The organism is Micromonospora violae, assembly GCF_004217135.1.
Lineage (GTDB): Bacteria > Actinomycetota > Actinomycetes > Mycobacteriales > Micromonosporaceae > Micromonospora > Micromonospora violae.
The window spans coordinates 5389611-5416223 of the sequence record NZ_SHKK01000001.1 but is presented as its reverse complement, the minus strand read 5'-3'; the positions used below and the strand labels follow the sequence as shown (position 1 = coordinate 5416223).

General features: G+C 71.2%; 22 protein-coding genes, 1 tRNA gene and 1 other RNA gene. 15 read left to right on the top strand and 9 right to left on the bottom strand.

What is annotated here, in order from left to right; all coding sequences use genetic code 11:
- Positions 1–2 precede the first annotated feature (2 nt).
- A complete protein-coding gene (locus EV382_RS24290; protein ID WP_130405493.1) occupies positions 3–704 on the top strand; it encodes a hypothetical protein in 702 nt (233 codons plus the stop codon).
- Positions 701–1363, top strand: a complete 663-nt coding sequence (locus EV382_RS24285) for a pentapeptide repeat-containing protein (RefSeq protein ID WP_130405491.1) — start codon at positions 701–703, stop codon at positions 1361–1363. The genes EV382_RS24290 and EV382_RS24285 overlap by 4 nt, the downstream gene beginning before the upstream one ends.
- 73 nt (positions 1364–1436) lie before the next feature.
- On the opposite strand, the gene EV382_RS24280 is transcribed toward EV382_RS24285, so the two are convergent.
- On the bottom strand, positions 1437–2387 hold the full coding sequence (locus EV382_RS24280; protein WP_130405489.1) for an NADP-dependent oxidoreductase: 951 nt from the start codon (positions 2385–2387) through the stop codon (positions 1437–1439).
- 320 nt (positions 2388–2707) lie between these two features.
- Positions 2708–2795, bottom strand: a tRNA-Ser gene (locus EV382_RS24275).
- 82 nt (positions 2796–2877) lie between these two features.
- Between EV382_RS24275 and ffs the strand changes: the two genes are divergently transcribed.
- The 9 genes from ffs to EV382_RS24230 all read left to right on the top strand — a co-directional run bounded on the left by ffs (position 2878) and on the right by EV382_RS24230 (position 13446).
- Positions 2878–2967, top strand: an RNA gene (gene ffs, locus EV382_RS24270) — signal recognition particle sRNA small type.
- Positions 2968–3148: 181 nt separating this feature from the next.
- A complete protein-coding gene (locus EV382_RS24265) occupies positions 3149–6103 on the top strand; it encodes a DNA polymerase III subunit gamma and tau (protein ID WP_130405487.1) in 2955 nt (984 codons plus the stop codon).
- Positions 6104–6332: 229 nt separating this feature from the next.
- Positions 6333–6641, top strand: a complete 309-nt coding sequence (locus EV382_RS24260; protein ID WP_244236990.1) for a YbaB/EbfC family nucleoid-associated protein — start codon at positions 6333–6335, stop codon at positions 6639–6641.
- 8 nt (positions 6642–6649) lie between these two features.
- Positions 6650–7243 carry a recombination mediator RecR gene (gene recR, locus EV382_RS24255; protein WP_130405483.1) on the top strand — a complete coding sequence of 198 codons (594 nt, stop codon included), beginning with the start codon at positions 6650–6652 and terminating at the stop codon, positions 7241–7243.
- A 313-nt stretch (positions 7244–7556) separates the two neighbouring features.
- Positions 7557–9218, top strand: a complete 1662-nt coding sequence (locus EV382_RS24250) for an ABC transporter substrate-binding protein (protein ID WP_130405481.1) — start codon at positions 7557–7559, stop codon at positions 9216–9218.
- A gap of 85 nt (positions 9219–9303) precedes the next feature.
- Complete coding sequence (locus EV382_RS24245; RefSeq protein ID WP_130405479.1) at positions 9304–10308, top strand: ABC transporter permease; 1005 nt, start codon at positions 9304–9306, stop codon at positions 10306–10308.
- Entirely contained in the window at positions 10305–11267 is a 963-nt protein-coding gene (locus tag EV382_RS24240) for an ABC transporter permease (protein ID WP_130405477.1), read from the top strand. The genes EV382_RS24245 and EV382_RS24240 overlap by 4 nt, the downstream gene beginning before the upstream one ends.
- A gap of 65 nt (positions 11268–11332) precedes the next feature.
- On the top strand, positions 11333–12346 hold the full coding sequence (locus EV382_RS24235; RefSeq protein ID WP_130405475.1) for an ABC transporter ATP-binding protein: 1014 nt from the start codon (positions 11333–11335) through the stop codon (positions 12344–12346).
- Positions 12343–13446, top strand: a complete 1104-nt coding sequence (locus EV382_RS24230) for an ABC transporter ATP-binding protein (RefSeq protein WP_130405473.1) — start codon at positions 12343–12345, stop codon at positions 13444–13446. Before EV382_RS24235 ends, EV382_RS24230 begins: the two co-directional genes overlap by 4 nt.
- A 20-nt stretch (positions 13447–13466) precedes the next feature.
- Here the strand turns inward: EV382_RS24230 and EV382_RS24225 are convergent, their stop codons facing one another.
- Both EV382_RS24225 and EV382_RS24220 read right to left on the bottom strand, forming a co-directional pair.
- Positions 13467–13859 (bottom strand): hypothetical protein, encoded by a 393-nt coding sequence (locus EV382_RS24225; RefSeq protein ID WP_130409152.1) that lies wholly within the window; start codon positions 13857–13859, stop codon positions 13467–13469.
- The gene (locus EV382_RS24220; RefSeq protein ID WP_130405471.1) at positions 13853–14494 is read right to left on the bottom strand and encodes an HNH endonuclease family protein; all 642 of its coding nucleotides are present in this window, start codon (positions 14492–14494) and stop codon (positions 13853–13855) included. Before EV382_RS24220 ends, EV382_RS24225 begins: the two co-directional genes overlap by 7 nt.
- Before the next feature lie 107 nt (positions 14495–14601).
- On the opposite strand from EV382_RS24220, the gene EV382_RS24215 reads away from it, so the two are divergent.
- Complete coding sequence (locus EV382_RS24215) at positions 14602–16095, top strand: MFS transporter (protein ID WP_130405469.1); 1494 nt, start codon at positions 14602–14604, stop codon at positions 16093–16095.
- A gap of 30 nt (positions 16096–16125) precedes the next feature.
- On the opposite strand, the gene leuA is transcribed toward EV382_RS24215, so the two are convergent.
- Positions 16126–17877 (bottom strand): 2-isopropylmalate synthase, encoded by a 1752-nt coding sequence (leuA, locus tag EV382_RS24210; RefSeq protein WP_130405467.1) that lies wholly within the window; start codon positions 17875–17877, stop codon positions 16126–16128.
- A gap of 237 nt (positions 17878–18114) precedes the next feature.
- The gene (locus EV382_RS24205; RefSeq protein WP_130405465.1) at positions 18115–19386 is read right to left on the bottom strand and encodes an MFS transporter; all 1272 of its coding nucleotides are present in this window, start codon (positions 19384–19386) and stop codon (positions 18115–18117) included.
- An 80-nt stretch (positions 19387–19466) separates the two neighbouring features.
- Between EV382_RS24205 and EV382_RS24200 the strand changes: the two genes are divergently transcribed.
- The gene (locus EV382_RS24200; protein WP_130405463.1) at positions 19467–20453 is read left to right on the top strand and encodes an ArsR/SmtB family transcription factor; all 987 of its coding nucleotides are present in this window, start codon (positions 19467–19469) and stop codon (positions 20451–20453) included.
- 12 nt (positions 20454–20465) lie between these two features.
- On the opposite strand, the gene EV382_RS24195 is transcribed toward EV382_RS24200, so the two are convergent.
- Together EV382_RS24195 and EV382_RS24190 are read right to left on the bottom strand one after the other, a co-directional pair.
- Entirely contained in the window at positions 20466–21005 is a 540-nt protein-coding gene (locus tag EV382_RS24195) for a nitroreductase family protein (protein ID WP_130405461.1), read from the bottom strand.
- 84 nt (positions 21006–21089) lie between these two features.
- Positions 21090–21878: a hypothetical protein gene (locus EV382_RS24190; protein WP_244236802.1), complete on the bottom strand. Its 789-nt coding sequence runs from the start codon at positions 21876–21878 to the stop codon at positions 21090–21092.
- Positions 21879–22137: 259 nt separating this feature from the next.
- Here EV382_RS24190 and EV382_RS24185 point away from each other — a divergent pair, with 259 nt between their 5' ends.
- Entirely contained in the window at positions 22138–23403 is a 1266-nt protein-coding gene (locus EV382_RS24185) for an aspartate kinase (RefSeq protein ID WP_130405459.1), read from the top strand.
- 5 nt (positions 23404–23408) lie between these two features.
- Positions 23409–24470: an aspartate-semialdehyde dehydrogenase gene (locus tag EV382_RS24180; protein WP_130405457.1), complete on the top strand. Its 1062-nt coding sequence runs from the start codon at positions 23409–23411 to the stop codon at positions 24468–24470.
- 550 nt (positions 24471–25020) lie between these two features.
- Here EV382_RS24180 and EV382_RS24175 read toward each other — a convergent pair.
- The gene (locus EV382_RS24175) at positions 25021–26430 is read right to left on the bottom strand and encodes a sensor domain-containing diguanylate cyclase (RefSeq protein ID WP_130405455.1); all 1410 of its coding nucleotides are present in this window, start codon (positions 26428–26430) and stop codon (positions 25021–25023) included.
- Positions 26431–26613: the final 183 nt, after the last annotated feature.

The following is a 26613-nucleotide window of genomic DNA, read 5'->3' as shown; positions in this document are numbered from 1 at the left end:
CGATGGCGAAACCCAAGACGCCCCCCGGTGGCAACGGTGACAGCGGAACGCCGTCGCGTCCGGGTGACGGCGACAGCGACATCCCGGGACAGCGGCGTCGCAGCTCCAGCGAGGTGCCGGAAACCGTCACCGCCGGGCAGGACTTCGCCACCGAGGAGCTCAAGCTCGGTCGGCCGGGCGGCGACTCCGGCGACCCGCCGGGCCGCCCGCCCGGCGGGGACGACGGGTACCAGAGCCCCAAGCCCGGCACCCCCGAGTACGAACGGCGGTTGGAGGAGCTCGCCGCCGACCCGGCCCACAACGGCAACATCAGCCCGAAGTCCCGGATCGAGGCCGAGGTCGGGCTCGCGGCCGAGGCGGCCGGGAAGATCCCCGGGCCGATCCGGCGGGCCGAAATCGACAACACTGATCCCGCATTCCAGAAGGATCAGGGCGAGTTCTTCGATTCCAACGGGGGGAACTGGGACGTCAAGGCGCCCAATGATTTGTTCCCGGCCGGGCGGCGGGCTGGTGAGCCGATGCCCGAGGGCATGAAGGGCCGCTACGATGGCGAGGAGTTCGAGCAGAAACTCGCCGACGAGGTCGCTGGTGGACAGAACGTCCTTCTCAACACCCGGAGTCTGTCGCCGAGTGCGCTGGCCGATCTCAAGGCGCGCGTCGCTGGTCGACCGGAGTGGGACGGCAAGGTGGTATTCGACAAATGAGTAAATACAAGCGGACCAGCGGCGATGTGATCCGCTGGCCAGACAGCCCGGACGCGCGGGAAGCGCTGGAGGAGTGGTTCGCCGACGCTTCGGCCACGGCGTACCTGTCCGGGGATTTTCTTGATTTTCGCGGTGCGGACCTCAGCCGTCTCGACCTGACCGGCGCTTATCTCGCCAATTCCCACCTGGTCGGCGTGCGATTCGAGGAGGCCAACCTCGGTGACGCCAACCTGACCAACGCCGAGTTGCAGGGCGCGGATTTCTCCTTCGCCGACCTGGCCAAGGCGGAAATGGTCGGCTGTTCGGCCGGTAAGGCGTTGTTCCGTTCGGCTCGGCTGTTCGCGGTGCAGCTCGACGACGCCGTTCTGGAAGGGGCGGATCTCCGCCACGCCATACTCAATTCGGCCAAGCTCTACAAGACCGACCTGCGCGGCGCCAATCTTGAGTTGGCCAGCCTGCGTTGGTCCACGCTCGGCGGTACGAGCATGCCAACGGTGCTGACCGGCGCGAGGATGTTCGGCTGCCAGTTCGAGGGCGCGAAGGGCGCCGTCGTCGGCCCGGTCCTCGTCGACGAGGGCGCGACCCGGTCCCTCGGCGGCGCCGAGCTGGAGGCGTGGTTCTCCGGGCAGGGCGCCGAGCACGTCCAGGTGGTGGGCTGACGCCACCGAGATCGCGCGACCACAGGTGAGGGGCCTTGTCGGCACCATGGCCGGCAAGGCCCCTCACCTGTCGTCAGAAGACGATGACGGGGCGGCCCCGCACACCTCCCGCCTCCAGGAAGGCATGTGCCTGCGCGGCCTCTTCGGGGGCGAAGGTGGCGGCGACGCGCAGCGTCAGAACCCCGGACTCCGCATGATCGCGCAGCGTGTTCAGGACGCTGGTGTCGCCCGAGTACTTGATGACGTTCACATCGCCGGAGCGCACCCCACGGTCGGTCGCGGCGTTGACCGCCGGACGCAGGGTGGCGATCACTGCCCCGTCTCGAACCGCGGCGGCGGAGGCCCCGGTGAACTGCGCGGTGTCGATCAGCCCGTCCACGCCGTTCGGCCGCAGGCGCAGAACGGCCTCGACGAACCCGTCTCCCCGTGGCACGACGTGGTCCGCGCCCAGAGCGGCAACGAGGTCACGATCCCGCTCGGCCGCATCCGCGATCACGGTCAGCCCTGCGGCCCTGGCCAACTGCACCGCGTACCCGCCGACTGCTCCGGAGGCTCCGATCACCGCGACGGTCGCGCCCGGCGTGACCTCCAGCAGTTCCACCGCGTGCCACGCGGACACCCCGTTCATCAGCAGGGTGGACGCAGCCGCCAGCTCGATGCCCTGCGGCGCCCGTACCACCGACTCCGCCGGGGCCACCAGGTACTCCGCCTGCGCACCGAGCGCCAACCGTGGGACAACGAGCGCGAGCGCGGGCGTCCCGACGGTCAATTCCGGGCGTACGCCCTCGCCGACCTCGTCGATCACGCCTGCGGCATCCCACCCCACGACGTACGCGTCGGACGCCGGGAACGCCCCGGGCATGAGCTTCCGGATGACCCCGGACCGGAAGGCGATGTCGGACGGGTTGATGTCCGCCGCCCCGACCTTGATGCGTACCTGTCCCGGACCAGCGTGCGGCTCTGGCAGCTCCAGCACCCGCATCACTTCCGGGCCTCCGAATTCGGTGAACCCGACAGCTCTCATAGCGCACCTCCGTGATCGTGATCGGCAGGCCGCGAAATCGCGGGCCCGGTGGCCACGGGAGAACCACTGCACCGAGGTTCACACCGCCGGAACCGGGGCGCCAGGGAGGGAAGTCCCTAGCCGGTGCGAGGCACGCACCCCTCCCCGGTGTGAAACTGAGGGCACGGGATTCGCGCAGCGCAGACAGTGACGACAACGAGCTGGGCCAGTTCCTGCGTGCCTGTCGTGCCGCGCTCCACGCGGCCGGGCCGGGCTCGGAAAAGCTGTAGGGCCCCCTCGCGAACGAGGGGGCCCTACGACGTCTTGCCCGGTGCGGGCAGTGGCGGAGGATACGAGATTCGAACTCGTGAGGGTGTTAACCCAACACGCTTTCCAAGCGTGCGCCCTAGGCCTCTAGGCGAATCCTCCGCGAGCCAGGATACAGGCCCCGCTCGGCCGGGCCACCCCACCACCCCCTGAAGATCGACGGGCGGTCGGGTAGGCTGGGCGTCACCTCCCGTGCGGCGGTATCTCGTGAACCTCCCCAGGGCCGGAAGGCAGCAAGGATAAGCGAGCTCTGCCGGGTGCACGGGAGGCCTTTTTGTCTGTGGGCCGGTTGATCCACTCGGCATCCGTGATGTCGCGGTGTCCCGGTCACGCGGACACCGCGGTTTCCAGGAACCCGAGTCGATCAAGCCCGCGGGTCCAGGCGCCCCGGCGGGGTGGGTGGTCACCCGCGCCCGACCGGCGCAGAATGGCTCGGTCGAGAGGAGGCGGGACGAGTGACGCTGGCGCTCTACCGCAAGTACCGGCCGCGTACCTTCGCTGAGGTCATCGGTCAGGAGCACGTGACCGAGCCGTTGTCGCAGGCGCTGCGCAGCGGACGACTCAACCACGCCTACCTCTTCTCCGGCCCGCGCGGCTGTGGCAAGACCACCAGCGCCCGGATCATGGCCCGCTCGCTCAACTGTGAGCAGGGCCCCACTCCCGAGCCGTGCGGCAAGTGTGACTCCTGCCGCTCGCTGGCCGTCGACGGTGCCGGCTCGATCGACGTGATCGAGATCGACGCGGCCAGCCACGGCGGTGTCGACGACGCCCGCGAGCTGCGCGAGCGCGCCTTCTTCGCGCCGGCCAGCAGCCGCTTCAAGATCTACGTCATCGACGAGGCGCACATGGTCTCGACCCAGGGCTTCAACGCCCTGCTCAAGCTGGTCGAGGAGCCCCCGGAGTACGTCAAGTTCATCTTCGCCACCACCGAGCCGGAGAAGGTCCTCGGCACGATCCGGTCGCGCACCCACCACTACCCGTTCCGGCTGATCCCGCCGAAGGTGGTCCGCCCGTACCTGGAGCAGCTCACCCAGGCCGAGGGCGTCGCCGTCGAACCGGCGGTCTTCCCGCTGGTGGTCCGCGCCGGTGGCGGCAGCATGCGGGACAGCCTCTCCGTGCTCGACCAGCTCATCGCCGGGGCCGGTCCGGAGGGCGTCAGCTACGCACGGGCCGCCTCCCTGCTCGGGGTCACCGACGCCGCGTTGATCGACGAGATGTGCGACGCGTTGGCCGCCGGGGACGGTGCCGCCGCGTACGCCACCGTCGACCGGGTCGCCGAGGCCGGGCACGACCCCCGCCGGTTCGCCGCCGACCTGCTGGAGCGGCTGCGCGACCTGATCGTGCTCCAGCAGGTGCCGGACGCCGCCGCGAAGGGTCTGATCGACGGCCCTGCCGACCAGATCGAGCGGATGGCCGCCCAGGCCTCGCAACTCGGTCCGGCCACGCTCTCCCGCTGCGCCGACATCGTGCACGACGGCCTGGTGGAGATGCGTGGCACCACCGCCCCCCGCCTGCTGCTGGAGCTGATCTGCGCCCGGATGCTGCTGCCCGGCGTGGACGACTCCGCCGGAGGCCTGCTCCAGCGCCTTGAGCGGATGGAACGTCGGCTCACCCTCGGCGGCACCGACGCGCCGTCGGCCGCCGCCGGCTCCGCGCCGGCCACCAACCCAGGGGTACGCCCACAGCCAGCCACCCCGGTCCCGGCTGCCGCCACCCCGGCGAACGCCCCGACCTCCGCACCGCCGTGGGCGGTCGACCCGGCAGCGTCCCCGACTCGAAGCGCCGCGGCCTCGGGTGCTTCCGCCCCGGCCGCTCCGGTCACCGGGGCGCTTGCCTCGCAGGCTCCGACCTCCGGTGCACCGGCCTCGTACGACTCGCCGATCCCGGCGTCCCCCAGCGCGTCGACCGGGTCGGCCCCCGCTGACCAGGCGTCCGTCTCGCCCGCCGGGGCGGCCCCGCGTCGCGTGGTGCCACCGTCGGCGGTGCTTCCCGACCCGGCCACGCCCGCGCCGCCCCGACCGGGAGCGCCGGCCGCCGCGCTGGACGCGGTCGCGGTCCGCCGCGTCTGGCCCGACGTGGTCGGCAAGGTCAACCGGACCAACAAGCGGATCGCGGCCCTGATGCGGGACGCGGTGGTCCGCGAACTCGACGGCGACATGCTGGTGCTGACGGTGAAGTCCACCGTGCTGGCCAAGATGATGGCCGACCACGCGGCGGTGCTCACCGACGCGCTCTACGAGGAGTTGGGCGGGCGCTGGCAGATCCGGTGCGAGGTGGCCGGCGAGCGCGGTGGCGCGTCCCTGCCCGGCCCCCCGCGCGCGCAACCCGCCGCACCGGCCCGGCCCGCCGTGCCGCCCGCCGCGACGAACGCCACGCCCCCGCCCGTCGCCGCCGGCCCGCCGAGCACGCCGCCCCCCACCGCGACCTCGAACGCCGCCGGCCCGAACGCCGCCGGCCCGAACGCCGCCGGCCCGAACGCCGCCGGCCCGAACGCCGCCGGCCCGAACGCCGCGAACTCGGACGCCGCCGGCCGGAACGCCGCCGGCTGGAACGCCACGAACCCGAGCGCCCCGACCTCGAACGCCGCGACCTCGAACGCCGCGCCTGGCTCGAACGCCTCCGCTGGGCCGGCGAGCGCGGCGGACCCGACCGGAGCCGCCGGCCCGGCGTCGCGCGACGGGGTCGGCGCGGGTTCCGGCGGTCACGGTGCTGGTCGGCAGGGCGCAACGCCGTCCGCCCCGGCTGCGGACGACGAGGACGACTGGCCGGAGGCGGCCCGCCCCGGCGGTGGTGCCCCGGCCGCCCCGGCGACGGATGACGAGGACTGGCCGGAGGCCGCCCGACCCGGCGGCGCGTCGGCCGGGAACGAGTCGAGCCCTGGCGGCTCCCACTCCGCGCCGGCGTCGACCGGCAGCCCCGCGACCGGGATCGGCACCAACGGCGACGCCACGAACGGGATCGGCGCGAACGGCAGCGGACCGGGCGGTTCGGGTGGTTCCGGGGCGGCGGCCGGTGGCGGCAAGCCGGGCGGGCGGGGTAACCCGACACCGGCGGCGCGGCAGCCGGCGACAGCCGGTGGTGCCCCGGTGAGCAGCGCCATCGCCGCGGCTCGCGCGGCGGCGGCGGGGCGCGGTACGCGTACCGGAGCGGCGGCCCGGCCCATCGCGGACGCCGAGTGGGCCGGCGAGCCGCCCTACGACCCGGACTTCGACGGCCCGGCGCGGGCCGGCGGTCGGCCGGGCGGCGCGGCACCGGCGGCTCCGGCCTACGAGGGGTTCGACCCGGGCGACGAGCCGTTGGACGAGGTCATCGACGAAAAGACGGCGCGGGAGTCGAGCGAGGAGCAGGCGGTACGGCTGCTCCGGGAGACGTTCGGCGCCGAGAAGATCAACGAGATCGACGCCCGCTGACCCCCGCACCGTCGATCATGGAGTTGTGGTGGGTGACAAACCGCCCGTTGCCGATCTATTCCGGCACCAGAACTCCATGATCGATGCGGGCGGGGGCCGTACCCGGGAGGCTCGGCGTGGGCGTACGCACCGGGCGGGGCAAGGTCGGTCCCAGCGGATAGGCTGAGCGGCGGTCGAGCAGACGAGTGCGAGAAGGAGCCATCCCGTGCGCCCAGGTGGACAGCCGAACATGCAGCAGATGCTGAAGCAGGCGCAGAAGATGCAGCAGCAGATCGCCGCCGCCCAGGCCGAGCTGGCCGAGGCCGAGCTGACCGGCACCGCCGGTGGTGGGCTGGTCACCGCGACCGTCTCCGGTGCCGGTGAGCTGAAGGCCATCAAGATCGACCCGAAGGCCGTCGACCCGGAGGACGTGGAGACGATGGAGGATCTGGTCGTCGCGGCCGTGCACAATGCCGCCGAGGCGGCCCGGGAGCTGACCGAGCGCAAGATGGGCCCGGTCGCCGGCGGCATGGGCGGCCTCGGCCTGCCCGGTTTCTGAGCCGGCAGATGTACGAAGGTGCCATCCAGGATCTGATCGACGAGCTGGGTCGGTTGCCGGGCGTGGGCCCGAAGAGCGCTCAGCGGATCGCGTTTTACGTCCTCTCGGCGGATCCGGCCGACGTCAACCGGCTGGCCGGCGCGCTGCGCAAGGTCAAGGAGCTGGTGCGGTTCTGCACGACCTGCTACAACGTGGCCGAGTCCGAGCAGTGCCGGATCTGCCGCGACCCGCGCCGCACCGACGAGGTGCTGTGTGTGGTGGAGGAGCCCAAGGACGTGGTGGCCATCGAGCGGACGGGTGAGTTCCGCGGTCGCTACCACGTGCTGGGCGGCGCGATCAATCCGTTGGAGGGGATCGGTCCGGACAATCTCCGCATCCGGGAGCTGATGGTTCGACTCGGTGGCGGTGGGGTGCGGGAGTTGATCCTGGCCACGGATCCGAACACCGAGGGCGAGGCGACCGCCACCTACCTGGCGTTGATGGTGAAGCCGATGGGCATCGCGGTGACCCGGTTGGCCAGCGGGCTGCCGGTCGGTGGCGACCTGGAGTACGCCGACGAGATCACCCTCGGTCGGGCCTTCGAGGGGCGTCGCGCGGTCTGATCCCCTGATGTGCGTCCGGTGGTCGGCACCCCTGTGGGTGCCGGCCACCGCTGCGTCCCGGCCCGGAAGTGATCTGACACCTGTGCCCTCATCGGGGCTGTTCGACGTAACAGTTTGGCATCGTGGACGCAGATTGATCGGTTTTCGACGCTGTTTACCTACGAATCGAATGTCAAGCGGCGGTTGAGGCACGATCCGATACCAACCGTCCACCTGACGGTTTCCGGGTGGACGCAACGAGAGCTATGGTCACCGCCATCGGTGACCCCTGTCACCACGTTGTCCGTACCCCCAAGGACGAGGTGAAGCACACATGCGTGCACCCAGGCCGAAGGTCGCGATCGCGGCCGTCGCGGTCGCGGCCCTCGCGGTAGCAGGCTGCGCCGAAAGCAACCGCGACGACAAATCCGGTGGTAGCAAGAAGGACACCCTCGTCTTCGGCGTCGCCGGAGACCCGAAGGTGCTCGACCCGAGCTTCGCCAGCGACGGTGAGTCGCTGCGCGTGGCGCGTCAGGTCTTCGAGACCCTGGTCCGACCGGAGGAGGGTGGCACGAAGGTCACCCCCGGCCTGGCCGAGTCCTGGACCCCGGACGCCGCCGGCACCACCTGGACCTTCAAGCTCCGCTCGGGCGTGAAGTTCCACGACGGCACCGACTTCAACGCCGAGGCCGTCTGCGTCAACTTCAACCGCTGGTACAACGCCAAGGGCCTCATGCAGAGCCCGGACGTGACCGCGTACTGGCAGGACGTCATGGGCGGCTTCGCCAACAACGAGAACGCGGACCTGCCGCCGAGCCTCTTCAAGTCATGCACCGCCAAGGACGCGACCACTGTGGACCTGGCGTTCTCCCGGGTCTCCAGCAAGATCCCGGCCGCGCTGATGCTCCCCTCGTTCTCCATCCACAGCCCGAAGGCGCTGCAGGAGTTCGACGCCAGCAACGTCGCGGGCACCGCCGAGGACATCAAGTACCCGGCGTACGCGACGGAGCACCCGACCGGCACCGGCCCGTTCAAGTTCAAGGCCTGGGACGTCGCGAACAAGACGCTGACCCTGGAGCGCAACGAGGACTACTCGGGCCCCAAGGCCAAGCTGAAGACCCTCATCTTCAAGACGATCTCGGACGAGAACGCCCGCAAGCAGGCGCTGCGCTCCGGTGACATCCAGGGCTACGACCTGGTCGGCCCGGCGGACGTCGAGCCGCTGAAGGCCGAGGGCTTCAACATGCTCACCCGCCCGGCGTTCAACGTGCTCTACCTGGCGATCAACCAGAAGGGCAACCCGAAGCTCGCCGACATCCGGGTCCGGCAGGCCATCGCGTACGCGCTCAACCGTCAGCAGCTGGTCACCTCCAAGCTGCCGCCGGGCGCCAAGGTCGCCGACAACTTCATGCCGGACACCGTCGAGGGCTGGAACGGTGACGTCACGAAGTACACCTACGACCCGGCCAAGGCGAAGGCGCTGCTGGCCGAGGCCGGTGCGTCGAACCTGACGCTGAAGTTCCACTACCCGACCGAGGTCACCCGGCCGTACATGCCGAACCCGAAGGACATCTTCGAGCTGCTCTCGGCGGACCTGAAGGCCGTTGGCATCACCGTCGAGGCGATCCCGCTGAAGTGGAGCCCGGACTACCTGAACGCCACCACCTCGGGTAGCAAGCACGACATCCACTTCCTGGGCTGGACCGGTGACTACGGCGACGCCTACAACTTCATCGGCACCTTCTTCGACCGGCCGAAGGACGAGTGGGGCTTCAACAACAAGGCCCTGTTCGACCAGTTCAAGGACGCGGACACCACCGCCGACATCGCGGCCCGGACCGAGAAGTACAAGGCCCTGAACAAGTCCGTGATGGACTTCCTGCCCGGTGTGCCGATCTCGCACTCGCCGCCGGCGATCGTGTTCGGCAAGGACGTGACCGGCGTCAAGGCGAGCCCGCTCACCGACGAGCGGTTCTCCACCGCCGAGTTCAAGTAAGTCCTGATCTGACGCAGCAAGGAACGCGGGCGGGCGCTGTCGCACAGCGCCCGCCCGCAACCCTCCGCACCCCTTCGAGGCCGCCGTGTTCCGGTTCATCGTCAGGCGCCTGCTTCAGCTGATACCCACGCTGTTCGGGCTCTCCCTCCTGCTCTTCATCTGGCTCCGCCGGCTCCCCGGCGGCCCCGAGACCGCCATCCTCGGCGAGCGCGGCACGCCCGAGATGCGTGCCGCCATCCGTCACAACATGGGGCTCGACGAGCCCATCCTGGTGCAGTACGGCCGTTTCGTACGGCGGATGATCAAGCTCGACCTGGGCACGTCGACCTCCACGAAGCGGGCGGTCACCACGGAGTTCATCGAGCGCTTCCCCGGCACCGTCGAGCTGACCATCACCGCGATGATCATCGCGATCGGCGTCGGCATCCCGCTCGGCTACCTGGCCGCCCGTCGTCGCGGCCGCTTCCTGGACCACGCGTCCGTGGGCGGCTCGCTGATCGGCATCTGCATCCCGGTCTTCTTCCTGGGCTACGTGCTCAAAGCGATCTTCTCGGAGAACCTGCACTGGTTCCCGTCCAGCGGTCGGCAGGACCCGACGCTCGGGGCGACCCGGGTGACCAACTTCTTCGTCCTCGACGGGTTGATGACCCGCGAGTGGGACGCCGCCGCCGACGCCCTCTGGCATCTGGTGCTGCCCAGCATCGCGCTGGCCAGCATCCCGCTGGCGATCATCGTCCGGATCACCCGGGCGAGCGTGCTGGAGGTGCTGAACGAGGACTTCGTCCGCACCGCCGAGGCGAAGGGCCTGACCGAGCAGACGGTTCGTCGCCGGCACGTCCTGCGCAACGCGATGCTGCCGGTGGCCACCTCGATCGGTCTGCTCGCCGGCGGCCTGCTCTCCGGCGCGGTGCTGACCGAGACCGTCTTCGCCTTCAGCGGCATCGGAGCGTTCGTCGCCGAGGCCATCGGCCAACGCGACTATCCGGTGCTGATGGGCTTCATCCTGATCATCGCGGTGGTGTACGTGCTGGTGAACCTGCTGGTCGACCTCTCCTACAGCTTCATCGACCCGAGGGTGAGGGTGCGATGACACTCAGCCCGGGCAAGAAGCGCGAAAAGATCGACCGGCTCTCCGAGTTGGCCGCCCGTGACGACGAGCGGGGCGTCAGCCTCTGGCAGGAGGCGTTCCGCCGGCTGCGCGGTAATCCGGCCGCGATCGTCGGCGCGATCATCCTGGCGATCTTCTTGCTGGTCGCGATCGTCGGCCCGTTTCTCGTGCCGTACGCGCCGACGGACACGATCGGCATCCGGGAAGGGCTGATCAAGCCGGGTGTCATCCCCGGGCCCGACGGCGATCACTGGTTCGGTTACGACCACCAGGGCCGTGACGAGTTCAGCCGGATGATCGTGGGGGCCCGCCAGACCCTGCTGGTCGGTGTGGTCTCCACCCTGATCGGTCTGGCCATCGGCGCGCTGATCGGTGGTGTCTCCGGTGCCGCGGCCGGCCTCGGTGGCCGGTGGGGACGGTGGATCGACACCACCCTGATGCGCTTCATCGACATGCTGCTGGCGATGCCGAGCCTGCTGCTGGCGGTGAGCATCGCCGCCCTGCTCGGGGCCAGCCTGACCACGGTGATGATCGCGGTCGGCGTGGTGTCGGTGCCGGTGTTCGCCCGGCTGCTGCGCGGCTCGATGATCTCCCAGGCCAACAGCGACTACGTGCTGGCGGCGACCTCGCTCGGCGTGAAGAAGTCGAAGATCGCGCTGACCCACGTGGTGCCGAACTCGCTCGCCCCGGTGATCGTGCAGGCCACGCTGACCCTGGCCACCGCGATCATCGAGGCTGCGGCGCTCTCCTTCCTCGGCCTCGGTAACCCGGACACGGCCGTACCGGAGTGGGGGGTCATGCTCGCCGACGCGCAGCAGTACCTCGGCATCCGGCCGTCGCTGGCGATCTACCCGGCTGTCGCGATCATCATCACCGCGCTCGGGTTCACCCTGCTCGGTGAGGCGATGCGTGAGGCCCTCGACCCGAAGCTGCGGAAGTAGGCCCCGATGCGTGAAGCGCGAGGAGTGAGCTTGCGAGCCCCGCAGTCGCGAACGGAAGGTCGGTAATGGCACTGCTCGAAGTTGAAGATCTCTCCGTCACGTTCGCGCGGCGCGGCCAGCGGGCCGTGCACGCGGTCGACGGGGTGTCCTTCTCGGTGGACGCGGGTGAGGTGGTCGGCCTGGTCGGCGAGTCCGGCTGCGGCAAGAGCGTCACCTCGCTCGCGATCATGGGTCTGTTGCCCAAGCAGCCTGGCCTGCGGGTCGGCGGTAAGGCCGTCTTCGACGGCACCGACCTGCTTCAGCTCGACGACCGGTCGCGGCGGGACATCCGGGGCCGGGACATCGCGATGATCTTCCAGGACCCGTTGTCCTCGCTGAACCCGGTGATCCCGATCGGGTTGCAGGTGACCGAGGTGCTCACCCGGCACCGGGGGATGAAGGGTGAGGCCGCGGCGAAGGAGGCGGCGGCGCTGCTGGACCGGGTCGGCATCCCCGACCCGAAGCGGCGGCTGAAGGAGTACCCGCACCAGCTCTCCGGTGGGATGCGTCAGCGGGCGCTGATCGCGATGGCGGTGGCCTGCCAGCCTCGGCTGCTGATCGCCGACGAGCCGACCACCGCGCTGGACGTCACCATCCAGGCCCAGATCCTGGAACTGCTCAAGGAGCTGGTCCGGGACTCCGGCACCGCGCTGCTGATGATCACGCACGATCTGGGTGTGGTGGCCGGCATGTGCGACACCGTCAACGTGCTCTACGGCGGCCGGGTGGTGGAGACGGCCCGCCGTCGTCCGCTGTTCCGGCAGCCGCGTCACCCGTACACCGTGGGTCTGCTCGGTTCGGTGCCGCGCCTGGACGCCGGGCGGGGCGAGAAGCTCAACCCGATTCCCGGTTCGGTCCGCGACCTATTGCCCTGGCCGGACGGTTGCGCCTTCGCGCCGCGGTGCGCCCGACGTACGGACGAGTGTGTGGGTGAGCCGCCGGAGCTGGTGCACGCGCACGACGGACGGAGCTACCGGTGCGTCAACCCGGAGCCGGTGCCCGGCCTGGTGCCCGCCCCGCGCGAGGAGGAAACAGCGTGAGTGAGAACGACATCCTCGTCGAGGTGCGTGACCTGAAGGTGCACTTCCCGATCAAGCGGGGGGTGCTCTTCGATCGGGTGGTCGGCCAGGTGAAGGCCGTCGACGGGGTCGACCTGAAGATCGCGCGGGGCAAGACGTACGGCCTGGTGGGTGAGTCCGGCTGCGGCAAGTCCACGTTGGGCCGGGCGCTGCTCCAGCTCACCCCGCCGACCGCTGGCGAGGTCAACTTCGACGGCGTCGAGCTGACGACGCTGCCGGCCGGCAAGCTGCGCAGCATGCGTCGCCGGATGCAGATGATCTTCCAGGATCCGATGTCCAGCCTCGACCCCCGGCAGAACGTCGAGTCGATCCTGACCGAGGGCCTCCAGACCCACGGGATCGGCACCGACCGCACCGACCGTCGACGGATCATCGGTGAGACCCTGGACGCGGTCGGGCTGCCGCGCTGGGCGCTGTCCCGGTACCCGCACGAGTTCTCCGGTGGGCAGCGGCAGCGCATCGGCATCGCCCGCGCGCTGGTGCTCGGGCCGGAGCTGATCGTCGCCGACGAGCCGGTCTCGGCCCTCGACGTCTCGATCCAGGCCCAGGTGGTCAACCTGCTGGACGAACTCCAGGACAGCCTGGGGCTGACCTACCTGGTGATCGCGCACGACCTCGCGGTGGTCCGGCACATCTCCGACACGGTCGGCGTCATGTACCTGGGGGCGCTGGTCGAGGAGGCGCCGAGCGACCGGCTCTACACCGAGCCGCTGCACCCGTACACGCGGGCGCTGATGTCGGCGGTGCCGGTGCCGGACCCGGATGTGGAGGACCGCCGGGAGCGGATCCTGCTCGCTGGTGACCTGCCGTCGCCGGCCAACCCGCCGTCCGGCTGCCGCTTCCACACGCGCTGCCCGTGGGCGCAGCCCACCCGCTGCGCCGACGAACGGCCGGTGCTGCGGGAGATCGGCACCACCCGGGTGGCCTGCCACTTCGCCGAGCAGATCGCCAGCGGCGAACTGCGCCCGCACGGGGTCGCCGCGCAGATCGTCCGCCCGGAAGGCGAAGGGGACGCACCGGGCGTGGTCTCCGCGCCCACCGAGCCCGGCTCGTACGTCTGAGACTGGACGCGGTGCCGGCGTCAGCCCTCGGGACGGTTCAGCAGACCGACCGCGACGCCGTGCACCGCGTCCAGCCCGGCCGGATCGGCCAGGGTGACCGAGGTGCCGGTCACCGCGTACCACTCGTCCGCGTCCTTGTACTGCACCCGCACGGTGACCTTGCCGTCCGCGTACTCGGTGCGCAGCGTCAGGTCACCGGTGACGACGCCGACCTCGTCGGTCATCACGCCGCCGGGGCCGGGCACGATGTCGGTGGTGCGGCTCTGCGGGCCGGCCGCGCCGCCCGAGTCCGCGACCATGCCGGCGCCCGGCACGGCGGCGGGGGTCTCGGCGGTGCCGTCCGCGGTCATGCCGGCGGCGGACGGGCCGCTCTCCCCGGCGGCGGCGGTCACGAGTCGCTCCCCATTCAACAGCCCTCCAACATGTCGGTCAGGGCGGCCTTCTCGGCGCTGGTCACCGTGAGCCGCCAGTAGTGCTTGACCGCCACCCAGTCCTGGGCGTATTTGCACCAGTACGATCGATTTGCCGGCTTCCACTGGGACGGGTCCTGGTCACCCTTTGCCCGGTTGGAGGAGGCGGAAACCGCGAACAGCTGCGGACGGGTGGTGTCGTTGGCGAAATCGCCGCGCTTCGTGTTGTCCCACTCGTCGGCACCCGAGCGCCACGCGTTGGCCAACGGCACCATGTGGTCGATGTCCACGTCGGAGGGATCCGAGAAGCTGCGACCGTCGTACACGCTCTCCCAGCGCCCACCGACCACGTTGCAGCCGGAGAGCTTCACGTCCTCGCCGTCGCGCTGGAGGATGGTGTCCCGGATATCGCAGTTCTTGCCGGTGTTCCGCCAGTGTGGGAAACGATCTCGGCTGTAGCCCTTCATCGAGCCGGCCGTGGCGACGGTGAGCTGGCTCAGCTGCTCCACGGCGTTGCCGCCGTCGCTCGTCGGCGGCGACGCGGTCGGCTCATCCGGCGGGACACAACCGGCCACGCCGAGCGCCAGCGCCGCCGCGAGCACGGCCACCGCCGCTCGCGGTCCTGATCTGGTACGCACAGACGACACCTCTCCAGCTTGGGGGCTCCCGGCGATTGCGCACAGTACCCGGGAACGGTTTTGGCGTTTCGTGGCGTCTCCCACATCACGCAAGGCAGATTGGTGGGATGACCGCACCCGTACCGGCGTCCGCCCTCCGAATGGGCACCACCGCCGGCCGGGGCACGCTGCTCGCCGCCGTACTCGCCTCTGGCATGGTCTTCCTCGACAGCACTGTCGTCAACGTGGCGCTGCCGAAGCTCGGGCAGGACCTCGGCGCGAACGTGGCCGATCTCCAGTGGACCATCAACGGCTACCTGCTGATGCTGGCGGCGTTCGTGCTGCTCGGCGGTGCCCTCGGGGACCGCTTCGGTCGGCGACGCATCTTCCTCATCGGCGTGGTCTGGTTCACCGCCGCCTCCGTGCTGTGCGGGCTGGCCCAGGGCACCGGTTGGCTGATCGGGGCCCGGTTCCTCCAGGGTGCCGGCGGTGCGCTGCTCACACCCGGCTCGCTCTCGGTGCTTCAGGCCAGCTTCCACCCGGACGACCGGGGCCGCGCGATCGGCGCCTGGGCCGGGCTGTCCGGAGTGTCCACCGCGCTGGGTCCGTTCATCGGGGGTTGGCTGATCGACGCGCTCTCCTGGCGCTGGATCTTCTTCCTCAACCTGCCGATCGCCGTGCTGGTGGTGCTGGCCGCCGGTCGCTGGGTGCCGGAGAGTCGGGACGAGAGCGCCTCCCGGACCCGGGGACGGGGTCGGGCCCGACGCCGGTTCGACGTCGCCGGGGCCCTGCTCGGGGCGCTCGCGCTCGCCGGTGTCACCTACGCGCTGATCGACGCGCCGGCACGCGGGTTCGACTCCGCCGAGGTGCTGATCGCGGCAGCGATCGGGGTGCTCTCCGCGGTGGCCTTCGTGCTGCTGGAGCGGCGGCGCGGCGACACCGCGATGCTGCCCACCGGGCTGTTCAGCAGCCGCCTCTTCTCGGTGCTGAACCTGTTCACCGTGGTCGTCTACGCGGCGCTCGGCGGTTTCACCTTCTTCTTCGCCGTCTACCTGCAGAACGTGGTCGAGTGGTCGGCCTTCCGCACCGGCATCGCGTTGCTGCCGATGACCCTGCTGCTGTTGGTCGGATCGGCTCGGGCCGGCGCGCTGTCGGCACGGATCGGCCCACGGCTGCCGCTCACCATCGGACCGGTGGTCGCCGCCGTCGGTCTGCTGCTGCTGCGCGGCGTCGGACCGGGCGCGTCGTACTGGCGGGACGTGCTGCCCGGGGTGCTGCTCTTCGGCATCGGGCTGACCCTGGTGGTGGCACCGCTGACCGCGTCGGTGCTGGCCGCCGTCCAGGACCGGTTCTCCGGGGTGGCCAGCGGCTTCAACAACGCCGCCTCGCGGGCCGGCGGCCTGCTCGCGGTGGCCGCGCTGCCGCTGCTGGTCGGGCTGTCCGGCGGCGGGTACGCGCAGAAGACCGAGCTGACTGACGCGTTCCGAGGCGCGATGGAGTGGTGCGCCGGGTTGCTCGTGGTCGGCGCGCTGCTGGCCCTCGTGCTGGTCCACCGACCGCCCCGGGAAGCCCCGCCGTCTCAGCCCTGCCACTCGCTGCCCGCCGCCACGCCCCCGAGGTAGCGAACCACCTCGGAGACGCGACGCCTGGGATCAGCGGCGGGCGCGGTTGACGGCGCTGGTGACCGCCTTGATCGACGCGGTGACGATGTTGGCGTCGGTGCCGACACCCCAGACCGTCCTGCCGTCCACCTCGCACTCCACGTAAGCGGCGGCCTGCGCGTCACCACCGGAGGAGAGCGCGTGCTCGTGGTAGTCGAGCACCCGTACGCCCACCCCGACCGACTGGAGCGCGTTGACGTACGCGTCGATCGGGCCGTTGCCGACCGCCGCGAGCGACCGCTGCTCGCCGCCCACACCGACCTGGGCCTCGATCTCGACCTTGCCGTCCGCCGTGCCGATCGTGTAGCCGGCCAGCTGGACCGTCGGGTCGGGCTGGTGGTCGAGCAGGTAGTGGGTAGCGAAGATCTCCCACATGGCGGTCGGGTCGACCTCGCCGCCGTCGTGATCGGTGACCTGCTGCACCACCCCGGAGAACTCGATCTGGAGCCGGCGAGGCAGGTCCAGTTGGTGCTCGCTCTTCATGATGTACGCGACGCCGCCCTTGCCGGACTGCGAGTTGACCCGGATGACCGCCTCGTAGGTGCGGCCCAGGTCCTTCGGGTCGATCGGCAGGTACGGCACCGCCCAGGTGTGCTCGTCCACCGGCACGCCGGCGGCCTTCGCGTCGGCGGCGAGGGCGTCGAAGCCCTTCTTGATGGCGTCCTGGTGGGAGCCGGAGAAGGCGGTGTAGACCAGGTCACCCGCGTACGGGTGGCGCTCGTGCACCGGCAGCTGGTTGCAGTATTCGACCGCCCGCCGGATCTCGTCGATGTTCGAGAAGTCGATCATCGGGTCGATGCCCTGGGAGAAGATGTTGAGCCCCAGGGTCACCAGGTCGACGTTGCCGGTGCGCTCACCGTTGCCGAACAGGCAGCCCTCGATGCGGTCCGCGCCGGCGAGCAGGCCCAGCTCGGCGGCGGCCACGCCGGTGCCCCGGTCGTTGTGCGGGTGCAGGCTCAGCACCACGCTGTCCCGACGGGGCAGGTGCCGGTGCATCCACTCGATCGAGTCGGCGTACACGTTGGGGGTGGCCATCTCGACGGTGGCCGGCAGGTTGATGATCAGCGGCCGGTCGGGGGTCGGGTCGATCACGTCGATCACCCGGGAGCAGACCTCCAGCGCGTACTCCAGCTCGGTGCCCGTGTACGACTCCGGCGAGTACTCGTAGAAGATCTCGGTGTCCGGGGTGTGGATCTCCGCGTACTTCTGGCAGAGCCGCGCGCCCGTGGTGGCGATGTCGGCGATGCCGTCCTTGTCCAGGCCGAAGACCACCCGCCGCTGGAGCGTGGAGGTCGAGTTGTAGAAGTGCACGATGGCCCGCTTCGCGCCGCGCAGCGACTCGAACGTCCGGTCGATCAGGTGCTCCCGGCACTGCGTCAGCACCTGGATGGTGACGTCGTCCGGGATCATGTCCTGTTCGATGAGCTGCCGGACGAAGTCGAAGTCGGTCTGGCTGGCCGACGGAAAGCCGACCTCGATCTCCTTGTAGCCCATCTGCACCAGCAGCTGGAACATCCGGCGCTTGCGCTCCGGCGACATCGGGTCGATCAGTGCCTGGTTGCCGTCGCGGAGATCCACCGCGCACCAGCGGGGGGCGGCCTCGACAGTGCGGGTGGGCCAGGTGCGGTCCGGCAGGTCCACCCGGAACTGCTCCTGGTACGGCTGGTAGCGGTGGTACGGCATCCGGCTCGGGCGTTGCCGGGCGATCGGATCGGTCTCAGCGTCGGTGACAGGTTGAGCCATCTCAGAGTGCTCCCTGGAACATGTGGCGTCAGCAGATCGGAAGGTGTCGGCGGATTGCCGGGCGACGGTGCGCGGCGGTGCCGAGGGGAAACTCAGATGTGCTGGACGGCGCGATGCGACTCCGCGACGAGGTGCCGGCCGGTCAGGCCTCGTCGCGGCGGCTAAGGAGGAGAAGCGCCTGCCACATGACCAGGTCACCCTACGTGATGGAAAGGGGCGTGGGAAGGCTGGTCCGGACTATGGGACCGACATCATCGTCGGCTCCGGGGCCTGGGAACCCAGCCTCGGCGTCCGTTCGGCCCAGGCCACGGCGGGCACGATCGCCGCTGCGACCAGCACGAAGATCGCTGCCGTCGGTAACCAACCCCAGCCGCCGGTGCTCACCCCGAGCGCGGTCAACCCGGCGGGGGCGATCAGGTACTGCACCTGCTCGCCGAGCCGCAGCGCACCGACGTACGCGCCGCGCTGGTCGTCCGGCGGAAGGGTGGCGGTGAGCCCCCAGGCGCCCGCCGACTGGATCAACTCGGCGAGGATCAGCAGTGTCGCGGCGGCCACCAGCACCACGACGGTGAGCGCCCCCCGGGTGATCCCGGAGATCGGCAGAACCAGGCAGGACAGGGCGATCAGCAGGCCACCGCGGCGGGAGGCCCGCGCGGCGCCCGCGGCGGTGTCGGCGCCCCGGCTGACGCGTACCTGGAGCAGCACGATCAGGATCGTGTTGAGCAGCACCAGGGCGGCGATCACCGTCTTCGGGGCGTCGGTGTGGGTGAGGATCCAGAGCGGCAGGACCGTCAGGTAGAGGACCCCGTGCGCGGTGAGCAGCCCGGACAGCAGGGACACCGCCATGAACGGGCGGTCTCGCAGCACCGCGAGCCGATTCATCGGCTCGGTCGGCCGGCTCACCTGCGGCAGTCGGGGCAGTCGCCGCACGAACAGCGCCGTCACCAGGCTCACCGTCGCGATGAACCAGACCATTGCGTGGTACGCCCCGATCGTGTCCACCGCCAGCACCAGACCGCTGATCACCGCGCCCAACCCGAAGCCGACGTTCAACGACGACCGCTGGTAGGCCATCGCCGTGACCCGTTCGGCCGGGGCGAGCGCGTTGATCGAGTAGACCTGGCGGGCCACGCCGGTCGCCGTGTCCGCCGCCCCCAGCGCCACCACCACGGCGAGGAAACCGACGAAGCCCCCCACGAACGGGTACGTCGCGAAGAGCAGCGCGTTGAGCGTCAGCCCGATCGCCCAGACGCGCTGCGGCCCGTACCGGTCGGTGAGCCCGCCCAGCGGCACCGTGCCCAGCAGTGACACCCCCGCCGCGATGGACAGGCCCAGCCCGACCTGGGCGGCGCTGAGCCCCAGCGCCCGGGTGAAGAAGACGGCGCTGCCGGCGTGGAACAGGCCGCTGCCGACGGCGTAGACCATGGCCTGCACGGCCAGCGCGCGGGTCAACCCGGCCGGCGGTACGACGTTCGCCACGGCGGTACGGATGGTGTCTCTGGCTCCCATGGGCGGGAAGTGAACCGGGCACCCAGGACAGCGGTCGAGCCTTTTAGGCTGGGCCGAATCCTGCTCCCGGGGGAGGGCGTGTGTCCGAGTTGCGGTTCAGTCTGGCCGACGTGGCGGGCGTCCGGCTGGCGGTGTCGCCGGTCAACGAGACGGTCATGAGCATGTGGGCGGTGGCGAGCCCGGTTTACTATGCGGTGCACCTGCCCTGGATCGACCGGGCCCGAGTGGCCATGCGTCGTCCCGAGGTGGCCGACCGGGTCCGACCGCTGGCGGAGCTGGTCCGTCCGAGTTCGTGGCTGCCCGACTTCCTCACCCCGGCGCCCCGGCCGAACGTGGAGATGGCCGAGCAACTCGATCAGATCGCGGCCACACCGCCGGACGTGGTGGTCCGGGATCTGCTGGCGACCACCCCGCGCCGGCCGTTGGGTCCGTTCGGGCAGGCGCTGCTCGCCGACCCCCGCGGGCTGCTGCCGCAGCTCGTCGACGCGCTACGGGTCTGGTACGACGAGGCGATCGCCCCGGACTGGCCGCGGATCCGGGCGCTACTCGACGCCGATGTGGCGTACCGCGCCGCTCAGCTCGCCGAGAGCGGCGCCGGTCGGTTCTTCGAGCAGCTCCACCCGAGCCTGCGCTGGCACGGCGACCGGGTGGTCAGCGACGACCCGTTCGAGCGGGACTTCGACCTTCGGGGTCGCGGGCTGGCGCTGAATCCGAGCGTGTTCACCAGCCGGGGGGTGTGTTGGAATCTGCTGGAGGATTCGCTGCCGGTCGGGGCGTATCCGGTCCGTGCCGTCGGCACGCTTTGGGAGGCGGCCGCGCCGCCGCCGGGCGATCCGCTGGCGCGGGTGATCGGCCCCGGCCGGGCCGCGCTGCTGCACCTGCTCGACACGGCGATCACCACCACCGACCTGGCCCGGCTCACCGGCATGTCCGCCGGAAACGTCTCCCAGCACCTGGCCGCACTGCACGCCGCCGGACTGGTCGGCCGGTCCCGACAGGGGCGGCACGTTCTCTACCGCAACACCGACGCCGCTGGGGTTCTGCTGCGGGCCAGCCGCGGCGGGTAAATCGGTGACCGGTCAGCCGAGCAGCAGGTCGGCCAACGGTCGGCGGCGGCGCAGGCCGGTCTCCTCCGCGACGAGGTCCGCCGGCAGGCTGAGCGGGTCGCCGAGCTGCCCGACGACGAGCACCGCGTACGGGCGCACGTCGATGGGGAGGTGCAGGTCGGCGGTGAGCCCGCCGCGGTCCACGGTCAGCACCTGCCGGACATGCAACCCCAGCGCGGTGGCCTGCACGGTGAGGTGAGCGACCGCCTGGCCGAGGTCGTAGGCGATTCCGTCGGCCGGCGCGGCGTCCGGGTCGACGTGCGCGGCGAGCAGCAGCGCGGCGGCCCGGTGAGCCCAGCGTTGGTCGCGCTCGGTCAGGTTGACCAGGATGCGCTTCCAGGTGTCGTCGTTGCGGTAGCCCACCGTGAACCGCCAGGGCTGGCGGTTGGCCAGGGAGGGTGCCCAGCGGGCCGCCTCCAGGAGGGAGGACGCGTCGGCGGCGCTCAGCTCCGCGGTGGGGTGGAAAGCCAGCGGACTCCAGCGGTAGGCGAGCAGCGGGGTGAGGTCGGCCATAAGGCAGATCGTCCCGTATGGGTGATTCGTCGCTCAGGATGGGGTGGTGAAATGTGGGCAAGAGCACCCGTAACGGGACGAAGATCAGGACGTTCCCGCGCCCGGGCTGTCCGACGGATCAGGGGTTGGTGGCGCCGCGGTCTCCAGCGGTTCCCGGTCGGCCACCACCGGGCCGGCCAACTGCACGGTGGCCGGTGCCGGGCCGGGTGCGGCGGCCAGTCGCAGCGTCCCGGCCCCGGTCCGGACGCCGGTCGGTGTGCCGTCCCGGTCGTAGCAGTAGATGCCCACATCCAGCGGGGCGTTGAGTGACGCCGACGTGGAGTCCACCGAGTAGCAGGTGCCGGTGACGCCCTCGGGCGCGGTGGCCGGGCTGACCGCCAAGGGGGCGCGTCGGTCGGTGAGCACGTCCAGCCAGTCGGTGAGCGGGTGCTGGACCCGGGGGTCCGACCGGCGGGGGATCGCGTCGTCGCGGTCACCCAGGCGTACGCAACTCGCCGACTCGGCATGACCGGCCGACGGCAGGGCGCACTGGAACAGCCCGTCGGCCGTGGCGGCCATCGACACATCGACGGTGCCACCCAACGCGCCGCCCGGCACGTCGACGCGCCAACTGCCGTCGTTCGCGCTGGTGAACACGATGGTGCGATCGGGTTGGTCCGGCTGGCTGTACACGTACTGGGCCACCAGGTGCCGGTCCTGCGCGGCGGCCGCCAGCGCGGCCAGCTCATCGCGCGCGGCGTCCACCTCGACCGGCCCCGGATCGGCGGGCGGCGGAGCCGGAGGCTGCTCACTGGTGCAGGCGGCCAGGAGGGGCATCAGGGCGAGGACGAGCGGCCCGAGCACGCGGCCGGCCGAGCGGAGGAGGACGGGCACCGGCCCATTCTGGTGGGTGCGGGCGGTCGGTGGGTGGCGACGCGTACCAGGCTCGTCCCGGCGTGTCGGACGGGGCCGTTTCCGCGTACCGCCCGACCTGGTGGGACCGGCCCGCACGGCCCCGGGCGGGCCGGATGGTGGGATCACCTGACCCGGCGTCGTTACCCGCCGGATACCCTCAAGGGGTCTGACACGCGCCGCCGGCCCCGGTTCCGGCGGCGTCGGCACGCTCAGGGTCGCTGGGAGGGAGTGCACCGTCGTGGCACTCGTGGTGCAGAAGTACGGCGGGTCCTCCGTCGCCAATGCCGAGCGGATCAAGCGGGTGGCCGAGCGCATCGTCGCCGCCCGCAAGGCCGGCGACGACGTGGTGGTGGTGGTCTCCGCGATGGGCGACACCACCGACGAGCTGCTCGACCTGGCCAACCAGGTCAGCCCGCTGCCGCCGGGCCGCGAGCTGGACATGCTGCTCACCGCCGGGGAGCGGATCTCCATGGCCCTGCTGGCCATGGCCATCCACAACCTGGGGTACGAAGCCCGCTCGTTCACCGGCTCGCAGGCCGGCGTGATCACCACCTCGGTGCACGGCCGGGCGCGGATCATCGACGTCACCCCCGGGCGGCTCAAGGGCGCGCTCGACGAGGGGTCGGTGGTCATCGTGGCCGGCTTCCAGGGCGTCTCGCAGGACACCAAGGACGTCACCACGCTGGGCCGCGGTGGTTCGGACACCACCGCCGTGGCGCTCGCCGCCGCCCTGAACGCCGACGTCTGCGAGATCTACACCGACGTGGACGGCATCTTCACCGCCGACCCGCGGATCGTGCCCAACGCCCGGCACATCCAGCACATCACCTACGAGGAGATGCTGGAGCTGGCCGCGTGCGGCGCGAAGGTGCTGCACCTGCGTAGCGTGGAGTACGCCCGGCGGGCGGGGTTGCCGATCCACGTCCGTTCGTCATACTCGACCAACACCGGCACGATGGTCACCGGATCGATGGAGGACCTTTCCGTGGAGCAGGCACTGATCACCGGGGTCGCGCACGACCGCAGCGAAGCCAAGATCACGATCGTCGGGGTGCCCGACGAGCCCGGTGCCGCCGCGCGGATCTTCGACACCGTCGCCGGTGCCGAGATCAACATCGACATGATCGTGCAGAACGTCTCCACCGAAGGCACCGGCCGGACGGACATCTCGTTCACCCTGCCCAAGGCCGACGGCCCGACCGCGATGGCGGCGCTCAGCAAGATCCAGGAGCCGGTCAAGTTCAAGGGCCTGCTCTACGACGACCACGTCGGCAAGGTCTCGCTGATCGGCGCCGGCATGCGCTCACACCCCGGTGTGGCGGCCGGCTTCTTCGCCGCGCTCGGCGCGGCCGGGGTCAACATCGAGATGATCTCCACCTCCGAGATCCGGGTCTCCGTGGTCTGCCGGGACACCGACCTCGACGCCGCCGTCCGCGCCATCCACGACGCGTTCGAGCTGGGCGGCGACACCGAAGCCGTGGTCTACGCGGGGACGGGTAGGTAGCGCCGATGACGGCGCTGCCCACCCTCGCCGTGGTCGGAGCGACAGGTGCCGTCGGCACCGTGATGTGTGAACTGCTCACCGGGCGGCGCAACGTCTGGGGTGAGATCCGGCTGCTCGCCTCCGAACGCTCCGTCGGGCGTCGGGTGCGCTGCCGGGGCGAGGAACTCGTCGTCCAGGCGTTGACCCCCGAAGCGTTCGACGGGGTCGACGTGGCCATGTTCGACGTGCCCGACGAGGTCTCCGCCGAGTGGGCACCCATCGCCGTCAGCCGGGGCGCGATCGCGGTCGACAACTCCGGCGCGTTCCGGATGGACCGCGACGTCCCGCTGGTCGTTCCGGAGATCAACCCCGAGCAGGTCCGTAACCGGCCCCGGGGCATCATCGCCAACGCCAACTGCACCACCCTCGCGATGATCGTCGCGGTCGCGCCGCTGCACCGCGAGTACGGCCTTCGAGAGCTGGTGCTCGCCTCCTACCAGGCGGTCTCCGGTGCCGGTCAGTCCGGTGTCGACATCCTGCACGACCAGCTCACCAAGGTCGCCGGCGATCGGGCGCTCGGCTCGCGTACCGGCGACGTACGTCAGGCGGTCGGCGACGACCTGGGCCCGTTCCCGGCACCCATGGCGCTCAACGTCGTCCCCTGGGCCGGCTCCCCGGCGGACGGCGGCTGGTCATCGGAAGAGATGAAGATCCGCAACGAGTCCCGGAAGATCCTCGGTCTCCCCGACCTCAAGGTGTCCGCCACCTGCGTCCGGGTGCCGGTGGTCACCGCCCACTCGGTGGCCGTGCACGCCGTCTTCGCCACCGAGGTCGACGCCGAGGGCGCCCGCGAAGCACTCCGCAACGCCCCCGGGGTGATCCTGGTCGACGACCCCGCCGCCGGTGAGTTCCCGATGCCGATCGACGCCGTCGGCACCGACCCGTCCTGGGTCGGCCGGATCCGCCGCGCCCTCGACGACCCCCGCGCCCTCGACTTCTTCGTCACCGGCGACAACCTCCGCAAGGGCGCGGCCCTCAACACCGCCCAGATCGCCGAACTCCTCGCCAAGGAACTGAAAAACGCCTGATCCCGGCCTGGCCCCGGCCTGATCCCGGCCTGGCCCCGGCCTGATCCCGGCCTGGCCCCGGCCTGATCCCGGCCTGGCCCCGGCCTGATCCCGGCCTGGCCCCGGCCTGATCCCGGCCCGGCCCTGCGGCGCCGGCCCGGCCCTGCCGCGCCGGCCCGACCCCCGCCCGGCCCGGTCCTGCCGCGCTTGGCGATCGTGCGCGCACCGCCGTGGGCCGCCCGTGCGTCCGGCGGTGACGTGTTGGGGCTTTTGAGTCTGTTTCATCGGGGCGGTCAGGTGGCTGAAGGTACCCGACCTGTAGATCTTGGACACTTTCCGTTCGGACGGAACGGAAAGTGTCCAAGATCTACGCTGAGAGGTCCCGCGACCGCTGGTGGCCATTGAACTGATCTAGTGGCTGCCGCCCGGCGCGCCCCTCTGGCTGGTAGCGCCGGCACGACCCCTGCGCTTGCGGTGGTCCGCCCGGCCAGCATCGGCACCCTGACCGACCGCTTCTCAGGCAGGCTGCGCCCTGCCACACGCGGGCAGCGCGGACGTGCGCAGCGGCCGATCAGGCGGCGGAGAGGTGTACGCCGTCTCGGCCCTGGCGTTTCACCGCGTACAGGGCCTGATCGGCTCTGCGGAGGGTGCGATCCGGGGTCTCGCCGGGGCGGGGCAGCGCGACGCCCACGCTGATCGTGCGGCCGATCCGGCGGGCCGCCTCGGTCAGCCGTTCGGCGATCCGGACCGCCTCCTCCGGGCGGCTCACCTCGATCACCGCCACGAACTCGTCGCCGCCGATCCGGTACAACTCGTCGCCGGCTCGCAGCGCCCCCTCCAGGGCCCGGGCCAACCCGACCAGCACCCGGTCGCCGGCCTGGTGGCCGTACGTGTCGTTCACGCTCTTGAAGCCGTCCACGTCGATCGCCAGCAGGGCCGTACGCCCGGGGGTGGCCGCCGCGATCCGCTGCCCGAACGGGCCGGTGTGCCGCAACCCGGTCAGCGGGTCGGAGCTGGCCTGCTCCCGCAGCCGGGCCAGTGTGCGCAGCCGGTCCACGCTCGTCCAGGCCTGCCCGGCGAGCAACTCCATCAGGCTGACAGTGGTCGGGTCCGGGCGCAGCGCCCGTTCGTCGGCGACCAGCAACACCCCACCGGCGTCGGTCGGCCCGACCGGCACCGCGACCAGTGTCTGTACGCCCGCCCGGGTCAGCGGGCGGTAGTCCTCGGTCGGGGGGTGCCCGGCCTCGCCCAGCGTGTACCCGGCGCCGTACCGGTGTGCCCGGTCGACCATCCGGTCCAGGGCGGCCGGATCTGCCCCGGCCAGCTCGGCACGGATGTGGGTTTCCAGATCGCTCGGCGTCGCCGGGGACGGGCCGAGTTGACCACCGATCAGCAGCAGCGCGGTGGAGAGCGTGGAGACCTCCCGAGCGGCGTGGGCCGCCGCCCCCATCACCTCCCCCTCGGTCGCGGCGGAGGAGAGCGCGGCGGCGTGTCGGAGCAGTTTCTCGCTGCGGCTCTCCGCTGGCGGGCCGCCGAGGGCGGCGATCCGCGCGCCGAGCCGGTCGGCCAGAAGCTGCGCGGTCTCCCGCCACGGCTCCAGGTCGGTCGGCTCACCCCACTGCAGGTCGAGGACGCCGATCGCTCGGCCCGCCGGGTCCAGGACCGGAACGCACAGCTCGGCGGTCACGTCCGGGCGTACCGGTAGGTAGTCGGGGTCGACGGTGACGTCCGGGACGACGGCGGGGGCGCCGGTGGCGTACACCCGGCCGACGATGCCGGTCCGGGCTGGCACGGTGGCGAAGACCTGCCAGGCTCCGGTCGCCGCGACGCAGCGCAGGCGGTCGTGCACCGCGAGCAGGACGGAGATGGTCGCCGGGGTGTGCCGGGACAGCGCGGTGACCGCCCACCGGCACGCCTCCGGCGTGGTCGACGCCATCGGCAGGCGGACGGTGACGTCACGGATGACTCGCTGATGATCCACTCGCACGTCGTTCCAGGTAGGGGAGGGGCCCGGCCGACGCCGAACCGCTCGATCAAGCGTACTCACGGTGGCGGGGAGCCTCCGGTCTTCGTACACACGTGCTATCCACAGGCTGTGGACGCGGCCTGTGGACGCCTGCCCCCCGAGATGCCGGGCCCGGCGATAGCGTGAAGCAACCCGGCG